Here is a 21,515-nt window from a genome sequence, read left to right as displayed (position 1 = left end):
AAGTGAAAGAGCCGCGCCAGTCACGCCAACGCTGCGCGTGACGGCCTTCTGCCGCGTGAGCGGCGACGGCGCGGGCCGGCCAGAACGGTTCGGCGCGCCGATGTGGACTCAACGATCGGCGCCGTCTGGCACTAACTTGCTCTATTTTTTAATGACGATACTCGACTCACCCCGTCCAAGACGATTGGGACAAGCACCCCTCGTGGTCATACGAGTTCCATGCTCCACCGGCAGCCGCTGTTGAAACCCGTTGTTTAAACCGCCGATCAAACCGCTGTTCATACCTATTGTGAGACCTATTATGAAACGCCATAAAAACTCGACATTGCGGCCGTGGTTCCAATGGACGGCGCGCTGCGTCCTTTCGCTGGTTTGCGCCGCCACGGCATGTTTCGCCACGACGCCCGCCCAGGCGCAAGACAAGGAAATCACGATTGCCTACCAGCAGATCGTCGACCCGTGGGTGGTCGGCATCGCGAACGGGTCGATCGAAAAGGCCACGGGTTACAAGATCAACTGGCGGCAATTCGAATCCGGGGCAAAAGTGGCGACCGCGCTCGCATCCGGCGACGTCAAGGTCGGCGTGATCGGTTCCAGCCCACTCGCGGCGGCCGTGAGTCAGGGCCTCGATCTGCAACTCTTCTGGATTCTCGACAACATCAACCAGGCCGAAGCGATGGTGGTGCGCAACGGCTCCGGCATCACCAAGCCCGCGGACCTGAAGGGCAAGACCATCGGCGTGCCGTTCGTTTCGACGACCCACTATCACACCATGTTCGCGCTGCAGCACTGGGGCATCAATCCGTCCGACCTTAAGATTCTCAACATGCAGCCCAATCAGATCGTCGCGGCCTGGTCGCGCGGCGACATCGACGCCGCTTATGTGTGGGACCCCGCGCTCGCCGAACTGAAGAAAAGCGGCAAGGTGCTGATCACCTCCGGCGACCTCTCGAAACTCGGCAAGCCGACCTTCGACGGCATTGCGGTCGATCGCAAATGGGGCGAGGAACACAAGGATTTCATGGCCAAACTCGTCAAGGCGATCGCCGACGCCGACCAGCAATACCGCAGCAATCCTTCGCAATGGAACGCGAGCTCGCCGCAAGCCGCGGCCATCGCCAAGATGATCGGCGGCTCGCCGGCTGACGTGCCGGCCTCGCTGGCGCTCTATGCGTTCCCCACGCTCGAAGAGCAGGCCTCCGCGCAATGGCTTGGCGGCGGTACGACGAGCCGCGCCGCGCTCGCGCTGAAGGACACGTCGGAATTCCTGAAGAGCCAGAAGCAGATCAGCACCGTCTTGCCCGACTACTCGAAATTCGTGACGCCGGCCTATGCCGAAGCAGCCGCTAAACTGAAATGACGTAACCGTGATTCTTGGGGATAGGGAGGCAACATGGAAAACATGACTGTCAGGAACGTGAGCGTGGTGTTTCCGGGGCGACGGCCCGGCCAGACCGTCCAGGCGCTCGACGATATCAACCTGACCATCCGCTCGGGTGACTTCGTGGTCGCGCTGGGCGCATCCGGCTGCGGCAAGACCACGCTGTTATCGCTAATGGCCGGTTTCATCGCGCCGAGCCGCGGCGAATTGCTGCTCGGCGGCGAACCTATCGCGGGGCCGGGGGCGGACCGCGGCGTGGTGTTCCAGAAGCACGCGCTATTGCCGTGGCTCAACGTGATCGACAACGCGGAATTCGGCCTCAAGCTGCAAGGCGTGCCGCGCGCGCAACGGCGCGAAATTGCCGTGCGCAATCTCGCGCTGGTCGGCTTGCAGGACTTCCACAAGCACATGATCTATCAGCTCTCCGGCGGCATGCAGCAGCGCGTCGGCATTGCCCGCGCGCTCACCTGCGATCCGGCGATGCTGCTGATGGACGAACCGATGGCCGCGCTCGACGCGCTCACTCGCGAGACCATTCAGGAGCTTCTGCTCGACGTCTGGAAGAAGACCAACAAGATGTTCTTCTTCATCACGCACAGTGTGGAGGAAGCACTGTTCCTTGCGAGCCGGCTCATCGTGATGTCGCCGCGTCCCGGCCGTATCACGCATACCTACGAACTGGACTTTAACCGTCGTTTTCTCGAAACGCGCGACGCACGGGCGATCAAATCGAGTCCCGATTTCATCGCAATGCGCGAGCAGGTTCTCAACATCATCTACGGCGACGAGAAGATGCATGCCGCCGAGGCCGGAGTCGCTCATGTTTAGTTCTAAATCCGCTCATGCCGTGTTGCACGGCGAGGCCGCGCAAATGGAGACGAACTCGCCGATCCAGCCGCCCCGCAGACCGGGCCGTGGACCTCGTATGCTCGCGAAGAAGCCCGCCCGACCCGGCGACACGTTCGGCGTGCCGGGACAAGGCAGCAGCGTCGCCACGAGCCTGATCACGGTCGCCGCGTTCATCGCGCTCTGGTTCGCGGCGACCAATCTGCACTGGATCAAGCCGCTGTTCCTGCCATCGCCGCAGGCCGTCTACGCGAAGTTCATCTATGTCGCCACGGAGGGCTTCGCCAACTCGACGCTCGCGCAGCACACCGGCATCAGCTTGCTGCGCGTGTTCGGCGCGTTCGCGCTCGCCTGTGTGACGGCAATACCCGTCGGCGTGATGATGGGCGTGTCCCGCTTCGCGCGCGGTGCGTTCGATCCACCGATCGAGTTCTACCGGCCGTTGCCGCCGCTCGCCTATTTGCCGCTCATCATCATCTGGTTCGGCATCGGCGAATTTTCGAAGGTGCTGCTGATCTATCTGGCGATCTTCGCGCCGCTCGCGATTGCGGCGCGCGCAGGCGTGCGCTCGGTGTCGATCGAACAGATTCATGCCGCCTATTCGATGGGCGCCTCGCGTACGCAAGTGGTGCTGTACGTGATCCTGAAGTCGGCGATGCCGGAGATCTTCACCGGCATGCGAATCGGCATCGGCGTGGGTTGGACGACGCTGGTGGCCGCTGAAATGGTCGCCTCGAACAGCGGCCTCGGCTTCATGGTGCTCAACGCGGCGGAATTTCTGGCGAGCGACGTGGTGATCATGGGGATCATCGTGATCGGCTTCTTTGCGCTGTGCTTCGATTTGCTGATGCGTTATATCGAGCGCGTGCTGGTGCCGTGGAAAGGGAAAGTTTGACAACGCTGCACGTATGCTGCTGACAAGGGCCCTTCATTGGGCCCTTGCTCTTTTCCGGACGCGCCGTAGACGCGCCGCGCTGGACTCAGCGACTCCCCCGCACTGGCTCTACCCCGCTGCCGTCCCCAACGGCACTATCGACCTCAACGGTAAGACATTTACCTTCCACGATCGTCAATCCAGCCAGGGGGCCGCGTGAACGCCATTTTCAAACCACGGATGCCTTCCGCAGTCCGGCACGAAGCCATGCGCATCGGCGGTGAAAGGGTCACGCGCGCTGAGGTCATCGAGGTATTCAACCCCTATACGCGCGAACTGGTCGGCACGGTTCCCAAAGCCACCGTGGACGACGCGCGCCACGCTTTCGAGTATGCGCATGCGTATCGCGCCAAACTCACACGCTATGAACGCGCGCAGATCCTGCGCCGCGCGGCGGATATCGTGCGCGAACGGACAAACGAAATCGCCGACCTGATCACCGCGGAATCCGGGCTCTGCAAAAAGGATTCGTTATACGAAGCGGGCCGCGTCAGCGACGTATTGGTTTTCGGCGCCAATGAAGCGTTGAAGGATGACGGCCAGATCTTCTCCTGCGATCTGACGCCGCACGGCAAACAGCGCCGCGTCTACACGCAGCGCGAGCCGCTGCTCGGCGTGATCTGCGCGATTACGCCATTCAATCATCCGATGAACCAGGTGGCGCACAAGATCGTGCCGTCCATCGCGACCAATAACCGGATCGTCGTCAAGCCGTCGGAAAAGGTGCCGCTGTCCACCTGCCTGCTCGCCGAGACTCTCTACAGCGCCGGTCTGCCGCAACAGATGCTGCAGGTGGTAACGGGCGACCCGAAAGACATCGCCGACGAACTCATCACGAACCCGCGCGTCGACCTGATTACGTTCACGGGCGGCGTCGCCATCGGCAAATACATCGCGAACAAGATGGGTTACCGGCGCGCGGTTCTAGAACTGGGCGGCAACGATCCGATCATCGTGATGGAAGACGCGGACCTCGACGAAGCGAGCACGCTGGCTGTTTCCGGCTCGTACAAGAACTCGGGGCAGCGCTGCACCGCCATCAAGCGGATGCTCGTGCATGAGGCGGTGGCGGAGCGCTTCGTCGAATTGCTGGTGGAGAAGACCCGCGCAATACGCTACGGCGACCCGGCCGATCCCGCCACCGACATGGGCACCGTGATCGACGAAGACGCGGCGAAGTTCTTCGAAGCGCAAGTCAACGACGCCGTGCGCCGCGGCGCGAAGCTGCTGCTCGGCAACGTGCGCCGCGGCGCGCTCTATTCGCCGACCGTGGTCGATCACGCCACGCCGGATATGCCGCTCGTTCGCTATGAAACCTTCGGGCCGGTTTCGCCGGTCATCCGTTTCCGCGATATCGACGAAGCGATCCGACTCTCCAACTCCACCGATTACGGCCTGTCCTCGTCCGTCTGCACGAACCGGCTCGACTACATCACGCGGTTTATCGCGGAGCTGGAGGTGGGCAGCGTGAACGTGCGCGAGGTGCCGGGCTACCGGCTCGAACTGACGCCGTTCGGCGGCATCAAGGACTCGGGGCTCGGCTACAAGGAAGGCGTTCAGGAAGCGATCAAGAGCTTCACTAACGTCAAAACTTACTCGTTGCCGTGGCAGTAAGGCCGCGGCAATGGCCGGCGCTACCAAGACGCAGACTGCATCCTCACGAAACACTACATTTATTTGATACAAAACGTTCCATTTATTTGAATTTTTGTTGACTGACGCAAACCGCTGGCCTACATTTCAGACACCAAGCATTTTTCGGTATTTTTTGTTCCACTTATCTCGAAGAGCTGGAGACACCCCATGAGCGAGCAGAATCCTTCCCCGCGTGACGCGACCGCCGACAACCGTGCCAGTGGCCCGCAGGCCATGACGCCGTCGGAAGCGTTTGTCGAAACCCTGGCGGCCAACGGCGTGACCGATATGTTCGGCATCATGGGCTCCGCCTTCATGGACGCCATGGACATCTTCGCGCCGGCCGGCATCCGCCTGATTCCGGTCGTGCACGAGCAAGGCGCCGGTCACATGGCCGACGGCTATTCGCGCGTCTCAGGGCGTCACGGCGTGGTGATCGGCCAGAACGGCCCGGGCATCAGCAACTGCGTCACCGCCATTGCGGCGGCCTATTGGGCGCACAGCCCGGTCGTGATCGTTACGCCGGAGGCCGGCACCATGGGCATCGGTCTGGGCGGCTTCCAGGAAGCCAAGCAACTGCCCATGTTTCAGGAGTTCACCAAGTATCAAGGCCACGTCACCCATCCGGCCCGCATGGCCGAATTCACCGGCCGCTGCTTCGACCGCGCGATGGCGGAAATGGGACCGACCCAGCTCAACATCCCGCGCGATTACTTCTATGGTCAGGTCAAGGTGGAAATTCCGCAGCCGCAGCGTCTCGATCGCGGCGCGGGCGGTGAGCAACGCCTGAACGAAGCGGCCGAGCTGCTCGCGCAAGCCAAGTTCCCGGTGATCATTTCCGGCGGCGGCGTGGTGATGGCCGATGCGATCGAAGAATGCAAGGCGCTCGCCGAACGTTTGAACGCGCCGGTCGTCAACAGCTATCTGCACAACGATTCTTTCCCCGCCAACCATCCGCTGTGGTGCGGCCCGCTCGGCTATCAAGGCTCGAAGGCGGCCATGAAGCTGCTGTCGCGCGCCGACGTCGTCATTGCACTCGGCTCGCGCCTCGGACCGTTCGGCACGTTGCCGCAGCACGGCATGGACTACTGGCCGACCAACGCGAAGATCATCCAGATCGATGCCGATCACAAGATGCTCGGCCTGGTGAAGAAGATTTCGGTGGGCATCTGCGGCGACGCGAAAGCAGCCGCCGTCGCGCTGACCGAACGCCTTGCGGGACGCAAGCTCGCAAGCGACGCCACGCGCGAGGAACGCGGCGCTCAGATCGCGTCCGAGAAAGCCGCCTGGGAAAAGGAACTCGACGACTGGACCCACGAGCGCGACGCCTACAGTCTCGACATGATCGAGGAGCAGAAGCACGAACGCACGCCTGGCGGCGGCACCTATCTGCATCCGCGCCAGGTGCTGCGCGAGTTGGAAAAGGCCATGCCGGAAGACGTCATGGTCTCGACCGACATCGGCAACATCAATTCGGTGGCCAACAGCTATCTGCGCTTCAACAAGCCGCGCAGCTTCTTCGCGGCGATGAGCTGGGGCAATTGCGGTTACGCGTTTCCGACCATCATCGGCGCCAAGGTTGCCGCGCCGCATCGTCCGGCCGTGTCGTATGCGGGCGATGGCGCATGGGGCATGAGCCTGATGGAAACCATGACCTGTGTCCGCCACAACATTCCGGTAACGGCCGTGGTGTTCCACAACCGCCAGTGGGGCGCGGAGAAGAAGAACCAGGTGGATTTCTACAACCGCCGCTTCGTCGCCGGTGAACTCGACAACCAGAGCTTCGCGGCGATTGCCCGCGCAATGGGCGCCGAAGGCATCGTGGTGGATCGTCTCGAAGATGTGGGCCCGGCGCTCAAGCGCGCGATCGACGCGCAGATGAATCACGGCAAGACCACCATCATCGAAATCATGTGTACGCGTGAACTCGGCGATCCGTTCCGCCGCGACGCGCTCTCCAAGCCGGTGCGCATGCTCGACAAGTACAAGGACTACGTCTGAGCGTGTTTTGCGGCGCGCGCGGCCTCCGTGTTCAAACGGACCTAGGCCGCCGCGCACACTGGCCGGAAGCAGCGCGCATTCTTTTCACGCGCGCTGTCTCCGGCTTCTTCGTTCCAGGTTCTCGCTATTTCTCCACTCGGCCACGCTATGAAAGCCATCAACCGCATCATTGAACAAGCGCGCCGTTCGCCGATGCGCATCGTGCTGAGCGAGGCCGAGGATCCGCGCGTGCTGCAAGCGGCGCAGCGCGCGAGCCTGGAAGGCATTGCGCGCATTCTGCTGGTGGGCGACGCCACGCGTTTCCGCGAGGCCGCCGCCGGCTTCGACGTCGATCTATCCGGTATGGAACTGGTCGACCCCGCCACTTCGGCGCTCGCACCGTTATACGCCGACGAACTGTTCGCATTGCGCAGCAAGAAAGGCATGACGCTCGAACAGGCGCGGGTAGAAGTCCTCAACCCGCTATGCTTTGCGAACCTGATGGTGCGCCTCGGCCATGCCGACGGTTCCGTGTCCGGCGCGGTCAACACCACCGCCGACGTGGTGCGCACTGCGATCCAGATCATCGGCATTGCGCCATCATTCAAGCTCGTCTCGAGTTTCTTTCTGATGATGCTGTGCGAACCGTTCCACACGCTCAAGGGCGGCCTGATCTTTTCCGACTGCGCGCTCGTGGTGGAACCCGACGCCGCCCAACTCGCCGAGATCGCGATGGCAGCGGCGGACAGCGCAAAAAGCCTGCTAATGGACGAGCCGCGCGTGGCCATGCTGTCGTTTTCGACGAGCGGCAGCGCGCATCATGCGGCAGTCGACAAAGTGGTCAATGCAACCCATATCGTGCAGGAACGCCGCCCGCATCTCGCGATCGACGGCGACGTGCAACTCGACGCGGCCATCGTCTCCGAAATCGCGCTGCGCAAGGTCAAGCATTCGCAGGTGGAAGGCCACGCCAACGTGCTGGTGTTTCCGAGTCTCGAGGCGGGCAATATCGGCTACAAGCTGGCCGAGCGGATCGGCGGCGCGAAGGCGATCGGCCCCTTGCTGCAAGGCCTGCGCAAGCCCGCCAACGACCTCTCGCGCGGCTGCAGCGCGGACGACATCTATTACGTCACCGCTGTCACCGCGGTCCAGGCGCAAGCCGCGCTGACGCATCCCGACGCCCTCCTCACGCCGTCCCATTCATGATCGTTCAGAAGTTGCTGCCTCTGCTCGCGCTGATGGGCGTCGCGAGCTATTTTCAAACCATCACCGGCTTCGGCCTGAGCATGATCGTGATCGGCGCCGCCAGCGGCCTGGACCTGGCGCCGGTGACCAGTCTCGCCGCGTTGCTCAGCCTCGTGACGCTCGCCAACAGCGCGACTGCCTTGCCCGGCAAACTGCATCACATCGACTGGCGGGCGGTCGGCGCCGCTACGTTGGGCATTCTGCCGTCGGTCGTAGCGGGCGTGCTGGTGCTGAATCTGTTGAGCACTGCGGCGTCCAGCATGTTGCAACTGCTGCTGGGCGCCGTGGTGCTGTATGGCGGCTTAAGCGCGGCGCTGCGGCCAACGCCGCTCGCTTGCCGCTCAGGAGACGGAAGTTTTTTTGTCAGCGGCCTCTTTGGCGGTCTGCTGAGCGGGATGTTCGGCGTATCCGGGCCGCCGTTGATTTTTCAGTTCTATCGCCAGCCGCTCTCGCTCGTGCAGATCCGCTACGCGTTGATTCTGATTTTTACGGTGACTTCAACCATTCGCACGCTGTTCAGCGCGTACCTGGGCCAACTCGACGCCGATGTGTGGATGCAGGCCGCGTTCGCAGTCCCGGTCGTCGCGCTGATGACGCTCGTAGCGCGGCAGTATCCGCCGCCGCTGTCGAGTGTGGTGACGCGCCGCATCGCGTACGCGATTCTGGTGGTGATCGGCGGCTCGCTGATCCTGCACGCGTTGCAGCAGCTGCTCCGCTAAGACGCCGCGGACACAAGCGGCCTAGCGCCCTAGCGCCGCGCCCCGATCCAGCCAACGAGTTCCGCAAACAACGACATGTCAGGCGGCGTGGACAGATCGACCGCGAGGCAACGGCGGTAATACGGACTGAGATCGAGTCCGACGCCAAGGCCCAGCAACTCGACATCGCGCGCGGCTTCGTTGCGTTCGACGACCTGCTTCAGGTGATTGTCGAGATAGTAGGTGTCGTTGACCTGAGCGGTGGCACTGTCCATCGGACTGCCGTCCGAGATCACGACGAGAATCCGCCGCGCCTCGGCACGCGCTCGCAGCCGCGTGCAGGCCCAGTCGACCGCTTCGCCGTCCACGCCTTCGCGAAACAGATCGGCCTTGAACAATGCGGCGATGTCGGCGCGAGCGCGCCGCCAGCTCGTCGCCGCATCCTTGAAGATGAGATGAGCGACCTCGTTGAGCCGCCCCGGATGAGACGGCCGGCCGCCGGCCAGCCAATCTTGCCGCGCGCGGCCGCCATTCCAGGCGCCGGTCGAGAAACCGAGCACCTCGCTGGCGACGCCCGCCTGATCGAGCGCGCGAGTGAGCACGTCCACCAGCAGCGCCACCGGCTCGATATACGTGCGCATCGAACCCGAACAATCAATGAGAAAGCTCACCACGCAATCGGCGAGCGGCTTGTACCGCTCGAGCAGAAACAGACGCCGCTCGGCCGGCGAACTGACCAGCTGCGCGAGACGCCGGCCGTCGATACGGCCGCGCTCTTCGCCGAACGACCAGCCGTCGCGTTGCGGCACGGCGAGCGCCGCCTTGAGCGCATACGCGAGTCGCGGCACGTTGATGCGCTGCGCGGCAATACGCTTGTCGAGCTGGTCGCGGTATTCGGCCAGCAACTCGCCGCGGATGCGCGAGCCCGGCATGAACTCACGATCGTAGCGCGTGGTGTAAGCCAGGTAGCGATGCTCCGCGTCTCTGAGCACGCGGCTGTCGCCGGTGGCGGCAAGGCCCATGTCGAGCTGCTCGCCTTCGTCGGTATCGAACCAGAGCGCGAACATGGCGCGCACGGCTTCGTCGTCTTCGGGCGCCGGCTCGTCGTCTCCCTCGACGGACTGTGCACGGGCGTCACGCATCATCTGGCCGACGAGACGGGCCAATTCGAGCGCATGAATGGCAAACTCGCCCTGCTCCGTTCGATGCCGCCGCAGCGCCGCGAGCGGCACGCCCAAGGTCGGTGTGATCGCGGCGCGGGTGGCTTCGATCAGACCTTCTGTTTCTTCCAGCACGGGCCAGCCTGACAGACGCGACCAGACGATCTGCGCCACGGTGTAAAGCAGAATGCCGAGATGGCCGTCGGTCAGTCCCGTGCGATAGAAAGCGCGCGACCATGTTTCGAAGCGATGGCGCAGATTCTGCGCGAGTCCCGGCATGCTGGCCGGCGCTAGCGCTTCGCAACGTAATTGCTCGAACAGTTCGAACAGGAGTCGCTCCACCGGCTCGGCCGGTTCGCCTGGACACAGACTCGCGTGGAGCTTCGCGTCGGAATGCGTGAGGCGTAATGCTGCGCCGTCCGCGGCGCCGCGCAGGGAACGCAGATCATCTGGTTGCGCGTCCATGCGCAGATGCGGCGCATGCAGATGCACCGGACGCAGACCACGATATAAACGGCCGGCGCGGTAATGCAGCTCCGCGTCCCCGGTCAACGCGCGCACCGCCGCCGCGCACAGGTTCTGACGCTGTTCGGCGCGGCGTGCTGCTTGCCGCTCGGCAGGCGTCATTGCGGCACCGTCGAGCGCATCTCGCGCTCCGCCGCGCTTTCCAGTTCCCTATCGAAGCAGCGCTGGAAATACTCGGCCACGATGGGCCGCTCTGCTTCGTCGCACTTGTTGACGAAGGTCAGGCGAAACGCCATGGCCGGATCGCGGAAGATCTGGCAGTTTTCCGCCCAGTCGATCACGGTGCGCGGCGACATCAGCGTGGACAGATCGCCAGTGGCGAAGCCTTTGCGCGTTAGCTCCGCCACGCTAATCATCGACTCGATCAGCGCGCGGCCGGTCTCGTCGGCGAGTTCGGGCACGCGCGCCAGCACGATGCCGGCTTCCTCGGCACGCGGCAGATAGTTGAGCGTGGCGACCACGTTCCAACGGTCCAGCTGCGCGTGATTCAACAACTGCGTGCCGTGGTAAAGACCGTTCAGATTGCCCAGGCCGACCGTGTTGGTCGTAGCGAACAGCCGGAAATACGGGTGCGGATGAATCACGCGGTTCTGATCGAGCAGCGTGAATTTGCCGTCGCGCTCGAGAATGCGCTGGATCACGAACATCACGTCGGGACGGCCCGCGTCGTATTCGTCGAAGATCAACGCCATGGGACGTTGCAGCGCCCACGGCACGATACCTTCCTGAAATTCGGTGATCTGCACGTCGTCGCGCACGATGATCGCGTCTTTGCCAACGAGATCGAGACGGCTGATATGCCCGTCGAGATTCACGCGCACGCACGGCCAGTTCAGGCGCGCCGCCACCTGTTCGATATGAGTGGATTTGCCGGTGCCGTGCAGGCCCTGCACCATCACGCGGCGCTCGCGCATGAAGCCGGCGAGAATCGCCAGCGTCACTTCTGGATTGAAGCGATACACCTCGTCGATTTCCGGAACGTGGTCGTCCCTTTCGCTAAAGGCCGGCACCATCAAGCCTGAGTCGATGCCAAACAGCGTGCGCACCGAGACCATCCGGTCTGGCTTGCCTGTCACGATATCGGTCACTGCGGTCTCCTCGCACTTCGTCACGACGAAGGCCGGCGCTCAGCAAGCTGGCAGCGCGGCCTTGTCGGTCCATCATACGCACTTTCTTTTTTCGATACAAATCATCTCGTTTTTTAAAACGATGGCGTAACGCTGATTTCAGTGGTGGTGCCGGTATTCCAGCGTGTCCGGTTCGCGAAACCCGGCATCGGGTTTGCGGACGCGCAGCAGATAAGCGAGCAGCAGCACGCCGAGGCTCGCGACTCCGAACCACAACGGTTGACGTTGCTCGGGAATAAACGCCATCGCTACCAGAATGCCGACCATGCCGATGATCGCGACCCACGTGAGGTACGGGTAGCACCACATCCGGACGCGCAGCTTCTCCGGCGCATCCCGTTCGATGCGAGCGCGCAGTTTCAGTTGAGAGATCGCGATCAGCACGTAGACGAAAATCGCCACCGTGCCGTACGAATTCACGAGGAAGGCGAAGACGGTGTCCGGCGACACATACGACATCACCACCGACGCATAACCGAACACGGTGCCGATCAGAATCGCGCGAACCGGCACGCCGCGACGATTGACCTTGGCGAGCGCGGCGGGCGCGTCGCCGTGGCGTGTCAGCGCGAAGATCATCCGCGACGCGGCGTAGAGCCCTGAATTGAGCGCGGAGAGCACCGCGGTCAGCACGATGGCGTTCATGACGCTGGCGGCGGCGGGAATACCCATGGCATCGAGCGCGCTCACATACGGCGTCGCCATCTTCGGGGAATTCCACGGCACCAGCGCGACGACGAGCAGAATCGAGCCGACATAAAACACCAGCACGCGCGTGATCACCGAGTTCGTCGCTTTGGCGACGGCCTTGGCCGGCTCCTGCGCTTCGGCCGCCGCGATCGTGACGATCTCCGCGCCGAAGTAAAAGCCCGTGGCCGCAACCGCGCCGCTCAGCACGGGTCCGATTCCCTTCGGCATCAAACCGCCGTGCGAGAGCAGCGTCGGCAGAACGGCGGTGACGTGCTTCGCCGCGGGCCACAGTCCCAGCACATACATGCCGCCGAGAAACAGGAACACCATGATCGCCGCGACCTTGATCGACGCGAACCAGAACTCGAATTCACCGTAACTGCCGACCGAGACGAGGTTGGTCGCCGTGAGCGTGACCAGCAACACGAGGCTGATCGCCCACGCGGGAACGTCGGGCAGCCAGAACTGCACGAGTTTCGCCCCGGCCACGGCCTCCACCGCGACGACGATGACCCAGAAATACCAGTACATCCAGCCGGTCAGAAAACCGGCGAGGTTGCCCGACGCGCGCTTGCCGCCGAACGCGAGCCGCGCGTATTCGTAGAACGAACCGACGGCCGGCATCGCGCAAGCCATTTCGCCGAGCATCCGCATGACCAGCACGACCAGCGCGCCGGTGATCAGAAACGACAGCACGGCCGCGGGGCCGGCCTGTTGCACGACCACGCCGCTGCCGACGAAGAGCCCCGCGCCGATCACGCCGCCGAGCGCGATCATCGTCATGTGGCGCTGTTTGAGGCCCGCCTTCAATTCCGTTGTGTCTGTAGATCGCTGCATGTCACCTCCAATTCCGTTATCCGATCGCGGACCGGGCCGGCCTGCTTTCGCGGCCGCCCGAGTCCTATCGTCGTCAATACTGGATGGGGCGGGACGCCCATGCGTCCCGCCCAGGATTTTTATGAAGCACCGCGCGACTCTCGTGCGTGGTGCAAGTGTGCGCTGTTTGGCGCGCCGTTTGCGCAGCGCGAGCGGCAAGTTGCTAGCGCCAAGTTGCAAGTTCAGCGCCGCACGGCGCGTAGGCGATTTTCGTCCTGCCGCATCAAGGCTTTTCGTCGCGCCGGAAATACAGTTGATACAGCATCCGCTGGCCGATTCGCCGGAATGGCGCGAACGGGTGCCCAGGCAACGGCGAGGTGAAGATCGGCAACGTCTGTTTCGCGCCCTTTCCCGCGATACGTTCAGCGAGCCGCCGCCCGGCCTGCTGCGAATACGACACGCCGTTGCCGCCGTAGCCAAGCGCGTAGTACACGGTCTGCATTGGATCCGGCTGATACACGCGCGGCATCATGTCGTGGCTGACGTCCACCCAGCCCCACCATGAATAATCGATCGCGACGCCGCGCAAGGCCGGAAACTTGCGCAACATGCCTTCCACCAGCAGATCGTAGTGGCGCGAATTGGGCGCGTCGGCGCCGGTGATCGCGGAACGGCTGCCGATCTGCAAGCGGTTGTCCGGCAGAAAGCGATAGTAGAAGCGCAGCGTGCGCGTATCGGTCAGCACCTGGGTCGTGCGAAAGTTGCACGCGTCGATTTCCTGCTTCGTGAGGGGCCGCGTGACCATCGAATTCGACAGGATCGGCATGATGCGGCTACGCAGCGAGTTGTGCAGTGTTTGCGCCGTATACGCGCCCGTTGCAATGCCGACCGCGCGCGCGCGCACGATGCCGCCAGGCGTGCGCAAATGATGCACGCCGTTGATCGTTTCCCAGCCGAGCACCGGGCTCGCCGGATGCACCTTGGCGCCCGCTTCGCGGGCCAGCCGCAGATAACCGAAGGCGAGCTTCAACGCATGAATGCCGATGCCTTCGGGCTCGTGCAGCGCGCCCGCTGCTTCGTGATCGTTGACATATTCGCGCTGGAAGGTCTGCTTGTCGATCAACTCGGACGGATAGCCGAACACGTCCTTCCAGACCTTGGCCTCGGCGGCGAGCTTCTGCATGATGCGCGGCCGGTGCGCGATCAGAAAGTGGCCACCGGGTTGCGGATCGCAATCGATCTCCGCGACCAGCGACTTGAAGTTGTCGAACCCTTCCTGAATCTCGTCGTGCATTTTCAACGCGACGTCTTTACCCCAACGCTCGATCCATTGCGAACGCGACAGCCGGCCCGAGGCGTTCTGACCTTGGCCGCCGTTGCGGCTGCTGCAGCCCCAGCTCGTCTTGTTGGCTTCCAGCACGACCGCCTTGATGCCGTGCTCCCGCGCAAGACAGAGCGCCGTGGCGAGCCCGGTATAGCCGCCGCCGATAATCGCCACGTCCACGTCGACGTCCGCCGTGATCGGACCGTCGTCTTCGGGCGGCGTGCCCGCGGTCGCGACCCAGTAGGTCGGCGCGTATTGCTTGCCCCAGCCCGGCCCGGGCGACACCAGCGGGTCGTACGCCGGATCGTAGCGCGTATCGTCTTCGCGGCCGGACGGCATGCCTTGCGCGACCCGTTCGATTTCACTGTGCTCCATGTGAAGCTCCCGATCAGCGTGCGAGGTTCTGCTTCGGACGTTCCTTGCGGAAGGCCCGCTTGACAGCGATGAGGCCGTCGCGGAATTCGAACAGGTCGCAACCTTCCGCCTCGATGCGCCAGCCTTCCGCGTGCGTTCCCGTGAACACCCACTCGGACACGCCGCGCTCGCCGCTCACGTAATGGCGGCCTTGCCCCCAATGCGCGTCGGGAAAGGTCTTGAAGACGGCTTCGAAAGCCGCACGCGTCGCCTCACGGCCCACGAAGCGCGTGCCGAAGACTTCCGGACCGCCCGCTGCATCGAACACGCAATCGTCGGTCATGAAAGTCATCAACGCGTTTGCGTCATGACGATTGAACGCATCGGAAAACGCGGCCAGCGTTTCGGCCGTGACGTGCTGCAGCGGGGTCTGTGTTTGAGCCATTGCTTTCTCCTCCTGGATGACTATCGCTTTCGCGTTCGTTTCGATAAGGCATGAGACGCCGCCGGTGGCCGGCGATTTCGTGAGGAAATTGTAGGCAGGGGGTTTTTTAGCCGGTAGGTCCAGTGAGGTGCTTTCGCCTGGTGCAGCGCGCCGTGACGCGGATCTCGCAGCGTCTGCGGCATCTGCTGAATTGGACTCATCGACTCCCGTCAACTGGCTCTATGGTTCTGTTTTTTTGTTCGGCAACACTGAGGGCATTGGCCACATGCTGCGAGGAGTTAACGTGCTCAAACTGTTTATCGGACTCGGCATTCCTTATCTTGGCGTGGTCGGCCTGCTGCCGTGGGTGGCGTCCGTCGATCGCTTCGTGTTGGGCGTGCCGTTCATCTACGCCTGGATCTTCGCGTGGTTCATCCTCACCTCGGGGTGCCTGATGATCTGCTGGCGCGTGTTCGACTGCCGCCACGACGAGTCCCACCCGCAAAACAGCTAAAGGAGTGTCCGGATGGCCACCGCAGTCTTTCTCGGCTTCCTCGCTTTCTCGCTTTACCTCGCGATCCGTTCGAACAAGGGACGTGGTCCGCAAAGCGTGCATGACTTCTTCGTGGCGTCGCGGCAGTTCGGCGCCTACCTCGTGTTCTTCCTCGCGGCCGGCGAGATCTACAGCATCGGCACGATGGTCGGTTTTCCGGGCGGCATCTATGCGAAGGGACCGACCTACGGCGTCTGGTTTCTCGGCTACATTCTGCTGGCCTATCCCGTCGGCTATTTCATCGGCCCGAAGATCTGGCAAGCCGGCAAGCGCTATAACGCGATCACGCTGCCCGATCTGTTCAAGGGGCATTTTCAGAGCCGCGCGCTCGAACTGATCGTCGCGGGCTCCGCGATTGTCTTTCTGCTGCCGTGGGGGCAGTTGCAGTTCACCGGACTCGTCGCCGCGTTGAACGGACTCGGGTGGAACTTCAAACCGCTGTACCTGATTCTGTTCGCGGCGTTGCTCGCCTTCACCTACATTGCGATCGCCGGCGTGCGGGCATCGGCTTATATCGCCGTGCTGAAGGATATCCTGATGGTCGTCGCGATCGTCGTCACCGGCGTTGCCGTGTCGATGGAAGTCGGCGTGACCGACGTCTTTCATGCCGCCAGCCAGCATGTCAGCAATCGGATGAACTCGCACCAGTTGACCTTCTCGATGAGCACCATGCTGTTCCAGTCGCTCGGCTTCTACGTCATGCCGTTCGCGGTGCAGAACTTCTTTACCGCGAAAAGCGCGAACACGATCCGCCGCACACAGGTCGCGATGCCGCTTTACATGCTGATGTATCCGTTTCTCGTGGTCGCGTCGTACTACGCGATCAGTCAGAACCTGCATCTCGCCTCGCCAAACGAAGCGTTCTTCGCTGCCGCGATCCGTTTGCTGCCGGGTTGGCTGCTCGGACTCGTCGCGGCCGGTGCGTCGCTGTCCGGTTTGCTCGTGCTGGCCGGCATCTGTCTCGCGATCGGGCCGATCGTGACACGCAATCTGCTGCCGGGCATGCCGGAAGCTCGCCAGAAGACGAGCGCGAAAGTGGTGATCGTGCTGTATCTGCTGGTGTCGATCGTGATGACACTGCTCACGCCGAATCTGATGCTCACGCTGATCAACACCACGTATTACGGCGTGACGCAATTCTTCCCCGGCGTGATCGTGGTTCTGTTCGGATTGCGCGTGCGGCCGTCCGCGATTGCCTCCGGCATGTTGACCGGGCAGTTGCTGGCGATCATCCTGTACGTGCTGCAGATCGATCTCGGCGGCTTCAATCTGGGGCTGGTATGCCTCGGCGTGAACCTGCTGGTGCTGACCGCCGTGAACCTCACCGCGAAACCGAGCCGTGCGCACGCGCTCAGTTGAAACCGGGCTGAAACGAACTTCAATCACCGACCTATGACTCAACGAGAAGAGAAGCGCCCTACACAAGTCTTCGTCGCGAAGAAGATCGTGACGATGAATCCCATGCAACCCTATGCGACGCATGTGGCGATTCGCGACGGCAAGATTCTCTCGGTAGGCGGCGCTGACGACGTGAAGCAATGGGGCGATGCCGAAATCGTCGATACGTTCAGCGATAAAGTGTTGATGCCCGGCTTCGTCGAAGGCCACTGCCACTTGATGGAAGGCGCGATGTGGGACGCCGTCTATGTCGGCTACTACGACCGCCGCGGCCCCGACGGCCGGCGCTGGCCTGGCCTGACATCGCTGGACGCCGTGATCGAGCGCCTGAAGGCGGCGCAAGCCGAAATGACGTCGGCCGACGCTCCGCTGCTCGCATGGGGCTTCGATCCTATCTTCTTCGGCACTCAACGCCTGAGCGTGCGCGAACTGGACACCGTGTCAGCCGAGCGGCCCATCGTGATCCTGCATGCGAGCGTGCACCTGATGAACGTCAATTCGCCGATGCTCGCGCGCGCCGGCATCGATGAAGAAACGGATATCGACGGCATCGACAAGGACGAAAGCGGCCAGCCGACCGGCGAGTTGCAGGAGTTCGCCGCCATGTTCCCGGTCTACCGCGTGATCGGTGCCGGCCTCTCGATCGCCGCGAGCGAAAGCACGCAGGCCATCTGGAACTTCGGCCGCGTCGCGCAACTCGCCGGCGTGACGACCGCGACCGATCTGGTCAACGACTTCTCCGAAACCGGTAATCGCAATCTGCGCGAAGTGACCGCGAGCGCGGATTTTCCCGTACGTATCGTGCCCGCCTTCGCGCCGCAACGCAGCCCTGAAGGCGGCGCCCAACGGGTGCTCTCGGCGATGGAAACCGCCACGCCGAAGCTGCACTTCGGGCCCGTCAAGTTTATCGTCGACGGTTCGATTCAGGGCTTCACCGCGCGCCTGAAATGGCCCGGCTATCTGAACGGCAAGCCCAACGGTTTGTGGCTGATTCCGCCGAGCCAGTTCGTCGAAGTGTTCACGCCGTTTCACGAAGCGGGCCTGCAACTGCACGTGCACACCAACGGCAACGAGGCGACCGAACTCGTGCTCGACGCGTTCGAGCGGCTTCTCACACTTCATCCGCGACGCGATCACCGGCATACGCTGCAGCACTGTCAAATGGCGGACGCGAGCCAGCTCGCGCGCGCGGCGAGCCTCGGCCTGTGCATCAATTTCTTTTCGAACCACCTCTATTACTGGGGCGACGCGCACTATACGCAGACCATGGGCGCGGACCGCGCGAATCGCATGAACGCGGCGGAGTCTGCGCGCCGCCTGGGCATTCCGTTTGCGTTCCATTCCGACGCGCCCATCACGCCGCTCAATCCGCTCTTCACCGCATGGTGCGCGTCGCAGCGCGAAACCGCGTCGGGGCGCGTGCTCGGTGCGAACGAACGCGTGCCGATCGCCGACGCGTTGCGCGCGATCACGCTCGGCGCAGCTTACACGCTCAAGATGGATCACCTGGTGGGCAGCATCGAAGTCGGCAAATTCGCGGACTTCGCGGTGCTCGCCGAAGACCCCGCCGAAGTCGCGCCGCAACGTCTGAAGGATCTGGAAGTGTGGGGCACGGTGCTCGGCGGCCGCATTTTCCAGGCGCCGGCGGGATGAACGCGATTCCGCTCGTCGTCATCGGCGGTTATCTCGGCGCCGGAAAGACGACGTTGCTCAACCATATTCTGAGCAATGCCGGATCGCGGCGCATCACCGTCCTCGTCAACGACTTTGGCTCGATCAATATCGACGCTTCGCTGATCCGCCAGCGCACCGACGACGTGATCAATCTGGAAAACGGCTGCGTCTGCTGTTCGATCGGCGGCCGGCTGGTCGAGGCGCTGCTTGCCATAAGTTCGCGCACTGACGCGCCCGATCTGCTGATCATCGAAGCGAGCGGCGTCTCCGACCCGGTGCGTATCGCGCAGATCGGCTTGCTCGATCGCGCGTTTCGTCTGGACGGTATCGTCGTGCTGGTCGATGCGGAGCGCGTCGAAGAAACGCTGGCCGATCCTTATGTCGGCGATATCGCGCAGCGGCAGATCGCGGGCGCCACGGCCATCGTGCTGAACAAGATGGATCTGCTTGGCGAGCCCGCGCGCGAGGCTGTCAAAGCGCGCGTTGAAGCGCTGGCGAACAGCCGTGTCATCGTGCAAGCGACGCACGCAGCCGTGCCGCTCGGCCTGGTCTTCGAGGAGGGGCATGCACTACCCGCGCGCCCTATCGGCGCGATGCCACTGTCCGCCTCTCCTACCCCGCGCGATCTGTGCAGCTTTTCATTTGTCACCGACGCGTACCTGAGCCGCAAGAAACTCAAGGACGCGCTGCGGAGTTTCTCTGCGAAGCTGTTGCGTGCGAAAGGTTTTGTCCGACTGGAGAGCGACGGCGCATTGCATGAACTGCATGTGGTCGGCAACCGCGTGGTGATCAGCGCGTCGCCGGCCCGCACTTCCGCTCAATCGCAGATCGTGTTGATCGGCATGTTCGGTCGCGAAGACGAGTCGAATGCGAGAGCAGCGCTCAAAGCCGCTGAAATCGGTGCATGAATCCGGCCAACCGGACGCACGCCAACAAAGCTAACGCCTCAACTCGGAGACAATCTTCTCCGCCAGAAAATCGCACGGCGGGCGATTCGAAGCCGTGCTGCGCGCCAGCACCATTTCAAGCGCGGTGATTTCGGGCAAGCCGTGCGCGCGCCCGAGCAGCGTGAAGTGTGCCGGCACCGCGCAGCGCGCGAGCGGCACGATCGCGAGCCCCGCCTCGGCCATCGACAGCAGACCCAGCAGACTCGGACTTTCATACGAGGTGCGGTAGGGAATCTTCGCGCGCTCCAGGCTGCGAATCGCGTTCTCGCGCGCGACGCTGCCCGGCAGGAACACGGCGATCGGCAACGGACGTTCGCGCCATATTTCATCGGCGCTCGGCGCGGCCGCCCACTCCATGGGTTCATGGCGAATGAATTCGCCCGACAAACCCTTGACTCGCGTCGCGCACACCAGATCGACGGAACCGTCTTTCACCATCGGCGCGAGCGCGACGCTCGGCAAACCGACGACCTGAATCTCCACCTTCGGATAGGTCGCGGAAAACTTCTTGAGGATCGGCGGCAGCAGCGACGACGCGTAATCGTCCGGCACGCCGATGCTCACGCGCCCCGTCACGTCCGGCCGAACCACCGCCGCCCAGGCTTCGTCTCGTAAGGCGAGCATGCGGCGAGCGTAGGTCAGCAGGACTTCGCCGTCTTGCGTGGGCACCACGTTTCGCGGCTTGCGCACGAACAGCGGCTTGCCCAGCGCGGTTTCGAGCGTCTTGATCTGCATGCTCACCGCCGATTGCGACCGATGCACGACCTCCGCCGCCCGGCTGATATTGCCGGTATCAGCGACGGCGACGATTATGGTCATCACGTCCAGGTCGAGAGCTTTCAAGGGGTTGGTATCAGAAAAATAGATAGATTCGATCAATATTACGCGATTTTCTAAAGTTGCGACATGGGGCATAGTGGCCGCAAAGGAGCCAGTCCATGAACGCCCGTACCGACCTCTCAGTGCTTGCCGTACCCGAACTGTCGTTTGCGACCATCGCATCGGGCATCTGCGTGCCGTATGTCGAGTGCGGAGAAGGCGAGCCGCTCGTGTTCGTGCACGGCTCGCTGTGCGACTACCGCTACTGGAACGCGCAGATGGCGGCGCTCTCGCAGCATTTCCGCTGCATCTCGGTGAGCCTGAGCCACTACTGGCCGGCCAGCGAGGCGTGCATTCAGGGCGAGTTCGGCTGGCAGACGCATGTCGGTGAACTGGCCGAGTTCATCGAGGCGATCGATCTTGGGCCCGTGCATCTGGTCGGTCATTCGCGCGGCGGCTGTGTCGCGTTTCATGTTGCGCGCGACTATCCGCGGCTCGTGAAAACGCTGACGCTCGCCGATCCGGGCGGTCCGCTGCAGATCGACGGCATGCCGGACGCGACGTTGCCGGCCACGACCAATGTGCTGCGCGCGCGCGTTGCTGAACTCATCGAGAGCCAGCAGATCGACGCGGGCCTGGAGCTTTTCGTCGACTCGGTGAGCATGCCCGGAGCGTGGCGCAAGAGCCCGACTGCGTTCCGCACCATGGCGATCGACAACGCGGGCACGCTGCCCAAGCAGCTCCGCGATCCGTTGCCCGCCTATTCCCGCGAAACCGCGCGCGGCGTGAAGTGCAGGACGCTGCTGATCGATGGCCAGCGCAGCCCGCGCATGTTCCGCAACAACGTCGACAAGCTCGCGGAGTGGATCGACTATGCGGAGCGGCAAACCATCGCCGGTGCGTCGCACGGTATGAATGTGTCGAACGCTGGCGCATTTAACCGGCTCGTGCAGGCGTTTGTGAGTTTCTGATTGCGGCGCGGCTT

18 protein-coding genes are annotated in these 21,515 nt (G+C 63.1%); 12 read left to right on the top strand and 6 right to left on the bottom strand.

Going from position 1 to position 21,515, the window contains the following annotated elements; genetic code table 11:
- The first annotated feature begins 301 nt into the window (after window positions 1–301).
- The 7 genes from tauA (at window position 302) to ACFSNN_RS06360 (ending at window position 8,740) form a co-directional block, all read left to right on the top strand.
- Complete coding sequence (gene tauA / locus ACFSNN_RS06390) at window positions 302–1,360, top strand: taurine ABC transporter substrate-binding protein (protein ID WP_134459857.1); 1,059 nt, start codon at window positions 302–304, stop codon at window positions 1,358–1,360.
- A gap of 33 nt (window positions 1,361–1,393) precedes the next feature.
- A complete protein-coding gene (locus ACFSNN_RS06385; protein ID WP_106300690.1) occupies window positions 1,394–2,209 on the top strand; it encodes a taurine ABC transporter ATP-binding protein in 816 nt (271 codons plus the stop codon).
- Complete coding sequence (locus ACFSNN_RS06380) at window positions 2,202–3,122, top strand: ABC transporter permease subunit (protein ID WP_134459860.1); 921 nt, start codon at window positions 2,202–2,204, stop codon at window positions 3,120–3,122. Before ACFSNN_RS06385 ends, ACFSNN_RS06380 begins: the two co-directional genes overlap by 8 nt.
- Before the next feature lie 219 nt (window positions 3,123–3,341).
- Window positions 3,342–4,775 carry a phosphonoacetaldehyde dehydrogenase gene (gene phnY / locus ACFSNN_RS06375; protein ID WP_134459863.1) on the top strand — a complete coding sequence of 478 codons (1,434 nt, stop codon included), beginning with the start codon at window positions 3,342–3,344 and terminating at the stop codon, window positions 4,773–4,775.
- 189 nt (window positions 4,776–4,964) lie between these two features.
- Complete coding sequence (xsc, locus tag ACFSNN_RS06370; protein WP_208949535.1) at window positions 4,965–6,797, top strand: sulfoacetaldehyde acetyltransferase; 1,833 nt, start codon at window positions 4,965–4,967, stop codon at window positions 6,795–6,797.
- A 147-nt stretch (window positions 6,798–6,944) separates the two neighbouring features.
- The gene (gene pta / locus ACFSNN_RS06365; RefSeq protein WP_134459866.1) at window positions 6,945–7,982 is read left to right on the top strand and encodes a phosphate acetyltransferase; all 1,038 of its coding nucleotides are present in this window, start codon (window positions 6,945–6,947) and stop codon (window positions 7,980–7,982) included.
- Window positions 7,979–8,740 (top strand): sulfite exporter TauE/SafE family protein, encoded by a 762-nt coding sequence (locus ACFSNN_RS06360; protein ID WP_134459869.1) that lies wholly within the window; start codon window positions 7,979–7,981, stop codon window positions 8,738–8,740. Before pta ends, ACFSNN_RS06360 begins: the two co-directional genes overlap by 4 nt.
- A 29-nt stretch (window positions 8,741–8,769) precedes the next feature.
- Here the strand turns inward: ACFSNN_RS06360 and ACFSNN_RS06355 are convergent, their stop codons facing one another.
- The 5 genes from ACFSNN_RS06355 to ACFSNN_RS06335 form a co-directional block, all read right to left on the bottom strand.
- Window positions 8,770–10,506, bottom strand: a complete 1,737-nt coding sequence (locus tag ACFSNN_RS06355; RefSeq protein ID WP_134459872.1) for a cobaltochelatase CobT-related protein — start codon at window positions 10,504–10,506, stop codon at window positions 8,770–8,772.
- Window positions 10,503–11,492, bottom strand: coding sequence for an AAA family ATPase (locus ACFSNN_RS06350; protein WP_134459875.1), 990 nt, complete (start codon window positions 11,490–11,492; stop codon window positions 10,503–10,505). Before ACFSNN_RS06350 ends, ACFSNN_RS06355 begins: the two co-directional genes overlap by 4 nt.
- Window positions 11,493–11,630: 138 nt before the next feature.
- Window positions 11,631–13,058, bottom strand: a complete 1,428-nt coding sequence (locus ACFSNN_RS06345; RefSeq protein ID WP_134459878.1) for an amino acid permease — start codon at window positions 13,056–13,058, stop codon at window positions 11,631–11,633.
- Window positions 13,059–13,320: 262 nt separating this feature from the next.
- Window positions 13,321–14,736 carry an NAD(P)/FAD-dependent oxidoreductase gene (locus ACFSNN_RS06340; protein WP_208949536.1) on the bottom strand — a complete coding sequence of 472 codons (1,416 nt, stop codon included), beginning with the start codon at window positions 14,734–14,736 and terminating at the stop codon, window positions 13,321–13,323.
- Window positions 14,737–14,749: 13 nt separating this feature from the next.
- The gene (locus ACFSNN_RS06335; RefSeq protein ID WP_012426255.1) at window positions 14,750–15,160 is read right to left on the bottom strand and encodes a nuclear transport factor 2 family protein; all 411 of its coding nucleotides are present in this window, start codon (window positions 15,158–15,160) and stop codon (window positions 14,750–14,752) included.
- Between the two features lie 283 nt (window positions 15,161–15,443).
- Between ACFSNN_RS06335 and ACFSNN_RS06330 the strand changes: the two genes are divergently transcribed.
- Genes ACFSNN_RS06330 through ACFSNN_RS06315 form a run of 4 tightly spaced genes read left to right on the top strand, consistent with a single transcriptional unit; the run spans window position 15,444 to window position 19,672 of the window.
- Window positions 15,444–15,653 carry a DUF3311 domain-containing protein gene (locus tag ACFSNN_RS06330; protein ID WP_012426254.1) on the top strand — a complete coding sequence of 70 codons (210 nt, stop codon included), beginning with the start codon at window positions 15,444–15,446 and terminating at the stop codon, window positions 15,651–15,653.
- 12 nt (window positions 15,654–15,665) lie between these two features.
- A complete protein-coding gene (locus ACFSNN_RS06325) occupies window positions 15,666–17,051 on the top strand; it encodes a sodium:solute symporter family protein (RefSeq protein WP_134459881.1) in 1,386 nt (461 codons plus the stop codon).
- 33 nt (window positions 17,052–17,084) lie between these two features.
- On the top strand, window positions 17,085–18,743 hold the full coding sequence (locus ACFSNN_RS06320) for an amidohydrolase (RefSeq protein ID WP_134459884.1): 1,659 nt from the start codon (window positions 17,085–17,087) through the stop codon (window positions 18,741–18,743).
- A complete protein-coding gene (locus ACFSNN_RS06315; protein ID WP_134459887.1) occupies window positions 18,740–19,672 on the top strand; it encodes a CobW family GTP-binding protein in 933 nt (310 codons plus the stop codon). Before ACFSNN_RS06320 ends, ACFSNN_RS06315 begins: the two co-directional genes overlap by 4 nt.
- Window positions 19,673–19,702: 30 nt before the next feature.
- Here the strand turns inward: ACFSNN_RS06315 and ACFSNN_RS06310 are convergent, their stop codons facing one another.
- Window positions 19,703–20,530, bottom strand: coding sequence for a LysR substrate-binding domain-containing protein (locus ACFSNN_RS06310; RefSeq protein ID WP_134465476.1), 828 nt, complete (start codon window positions 20,528–20,530; stop codon window positions 19,703–19,705).
- A 119-nt stretch (window positions 20,531–20,649) separates the two neighbouring features.
- Between ACFSNN_RS06310 and ACFSNN_RS06305 the strand changes: the two genes are divergently transcribed.
- Window positions 20,650–21,501 (top strand): alpha/beta fold hydrolase, encoded by an 852-nt coding sequence (locus ACFSNN_RS06305; RefSeq protein WP_134459890.1) that lies wholly within the window; start codon window positions 20,650–20,652, stop codon window positions 21,499–21,501.
- Window positions 21,502–21,515: the final 14 nt, after the last annotated feature.

This window comes from Paraburkholderia dipogonis, from assembly GCF_042680985.1.
Classification (GTDB): Bacteria; Pseudomonadota; Gammaproteobacteria; order Burkholderiales; family Burkholderiaceae; genus Paraburkholderia; species Paraburkholderia phytofirmans.
Note: the sequence above shows the minus strand (reverse complement) of the source record. Positions and strands in the feature narration are given on the sequence as shown.

Coding starts and splice junctions, on each gene's coding strand:
- ACFSNN_RS06320 (WP_134459884.1), top strand. CDS start 17,085: ATGACTCAACGAGAAGAGAAGCGCCCTACACAAGTCTTCGTCGCGAAG.
- tauA (WP_134459857.1), top strand. CDS start 302: ATGAAACGCCATAAAAACTCGACATTGCGGCCGTGGTTCCAATGGACG.
- ACFSNN_RS06360 (WP_134459869.1), top strand. CDS start 7,979: ATGATCGTTCAGAAGTTGCTGCCTCTGCTCGCGCTGATGGGCGTCGCG.
- ACFSNN_RS06305 (WP_134459890.1), top strand. CDS start 20,650: ATGAACGCCCGTACCGACCTCTCAGTGCTTGCCGTACCCGAACTGTCG.
- pta (WP_134459866.1), top strand. CDS start 6,945: ATGAAAGCCATCAACCGCATCATTGAACAAGCGCGCCGTTCGCCGATG.
- phnY (WP_134459863.1), top strand. CDS start 3,342: ATGCCTTCCGCAGTCCGGCACGAAGCCATGCGCATCGGCGGTGAAAGG.
- ACFSNN_RS06340 (WP_208949536.1), bottom strand. CDS start 14,736: ATGGAGCACAGTGAAATCGAACGGGTCGCGCAAGGCATGCCGTCCGGC.
- ACFSNN_RS06345 (WP_134459878.1), bottom strand. CDS start 13,058: ATGCAGCGATCTACAGACACAACGGAATTGAAGGCGGGCCTCAAACAG.
- ACFSNN_RS06325 (WP_134459881.1), top strand. CDS start 15,666: ATGGCCACCGCAGTCTTTCTCGGCTTCCTCGCTTTCTCGCTTTACCTC.
- ACFSNN_RS06355 (WP_134459872.1), bottom strand. CDS start 10,506: ATGACGCCTGCCGAGCGGCAAGCAGCACGCCGCGCCGAACAGCGTCAG.
- ACFSNN_RS06380 (WP_134459860.1), top strand. CDS start 2,202: ATGTTTAGTTCTAAATCCGCTCATGCCGTGTTGCACGGCGAGGCCGCG.
- xsc (WP_208949535.1), top strand. CDS start 4,965: ATGAGCGAGCAGAATCCTTCCCCGCGTGACGCGACCGCCGACAACCGT.
- ACFSNN_RS06310 (WP_134465476.1), bottom strand. CDS start 20,530: ATGACCATAATCGTCGCCGTCGCTGATACCGGCAATATCAGCCGGGCG.
- ACFSNN_RS06335 (WP_012426255.1), bottom strand. CDS start 15,160: ATGGCTCAAACACAGACCCCGCTGCAGCACGTCACGGCCGAAACGCTG.
- ACFSNN_RS06315 (WP_134459887.1), top strand. CDS start 18,740: ATGAACGCGATTCCGCTCGTCGTCATCGGCGGTTATCTCGGCGCCGGA.
- ACFSNN_RS06385 (WP_106300690.1), top strand. CDS start 1,394: ATGGAAAACATGACTGTCAGGAACGTGAGCGTGGTGTTTCCGGGGCGA.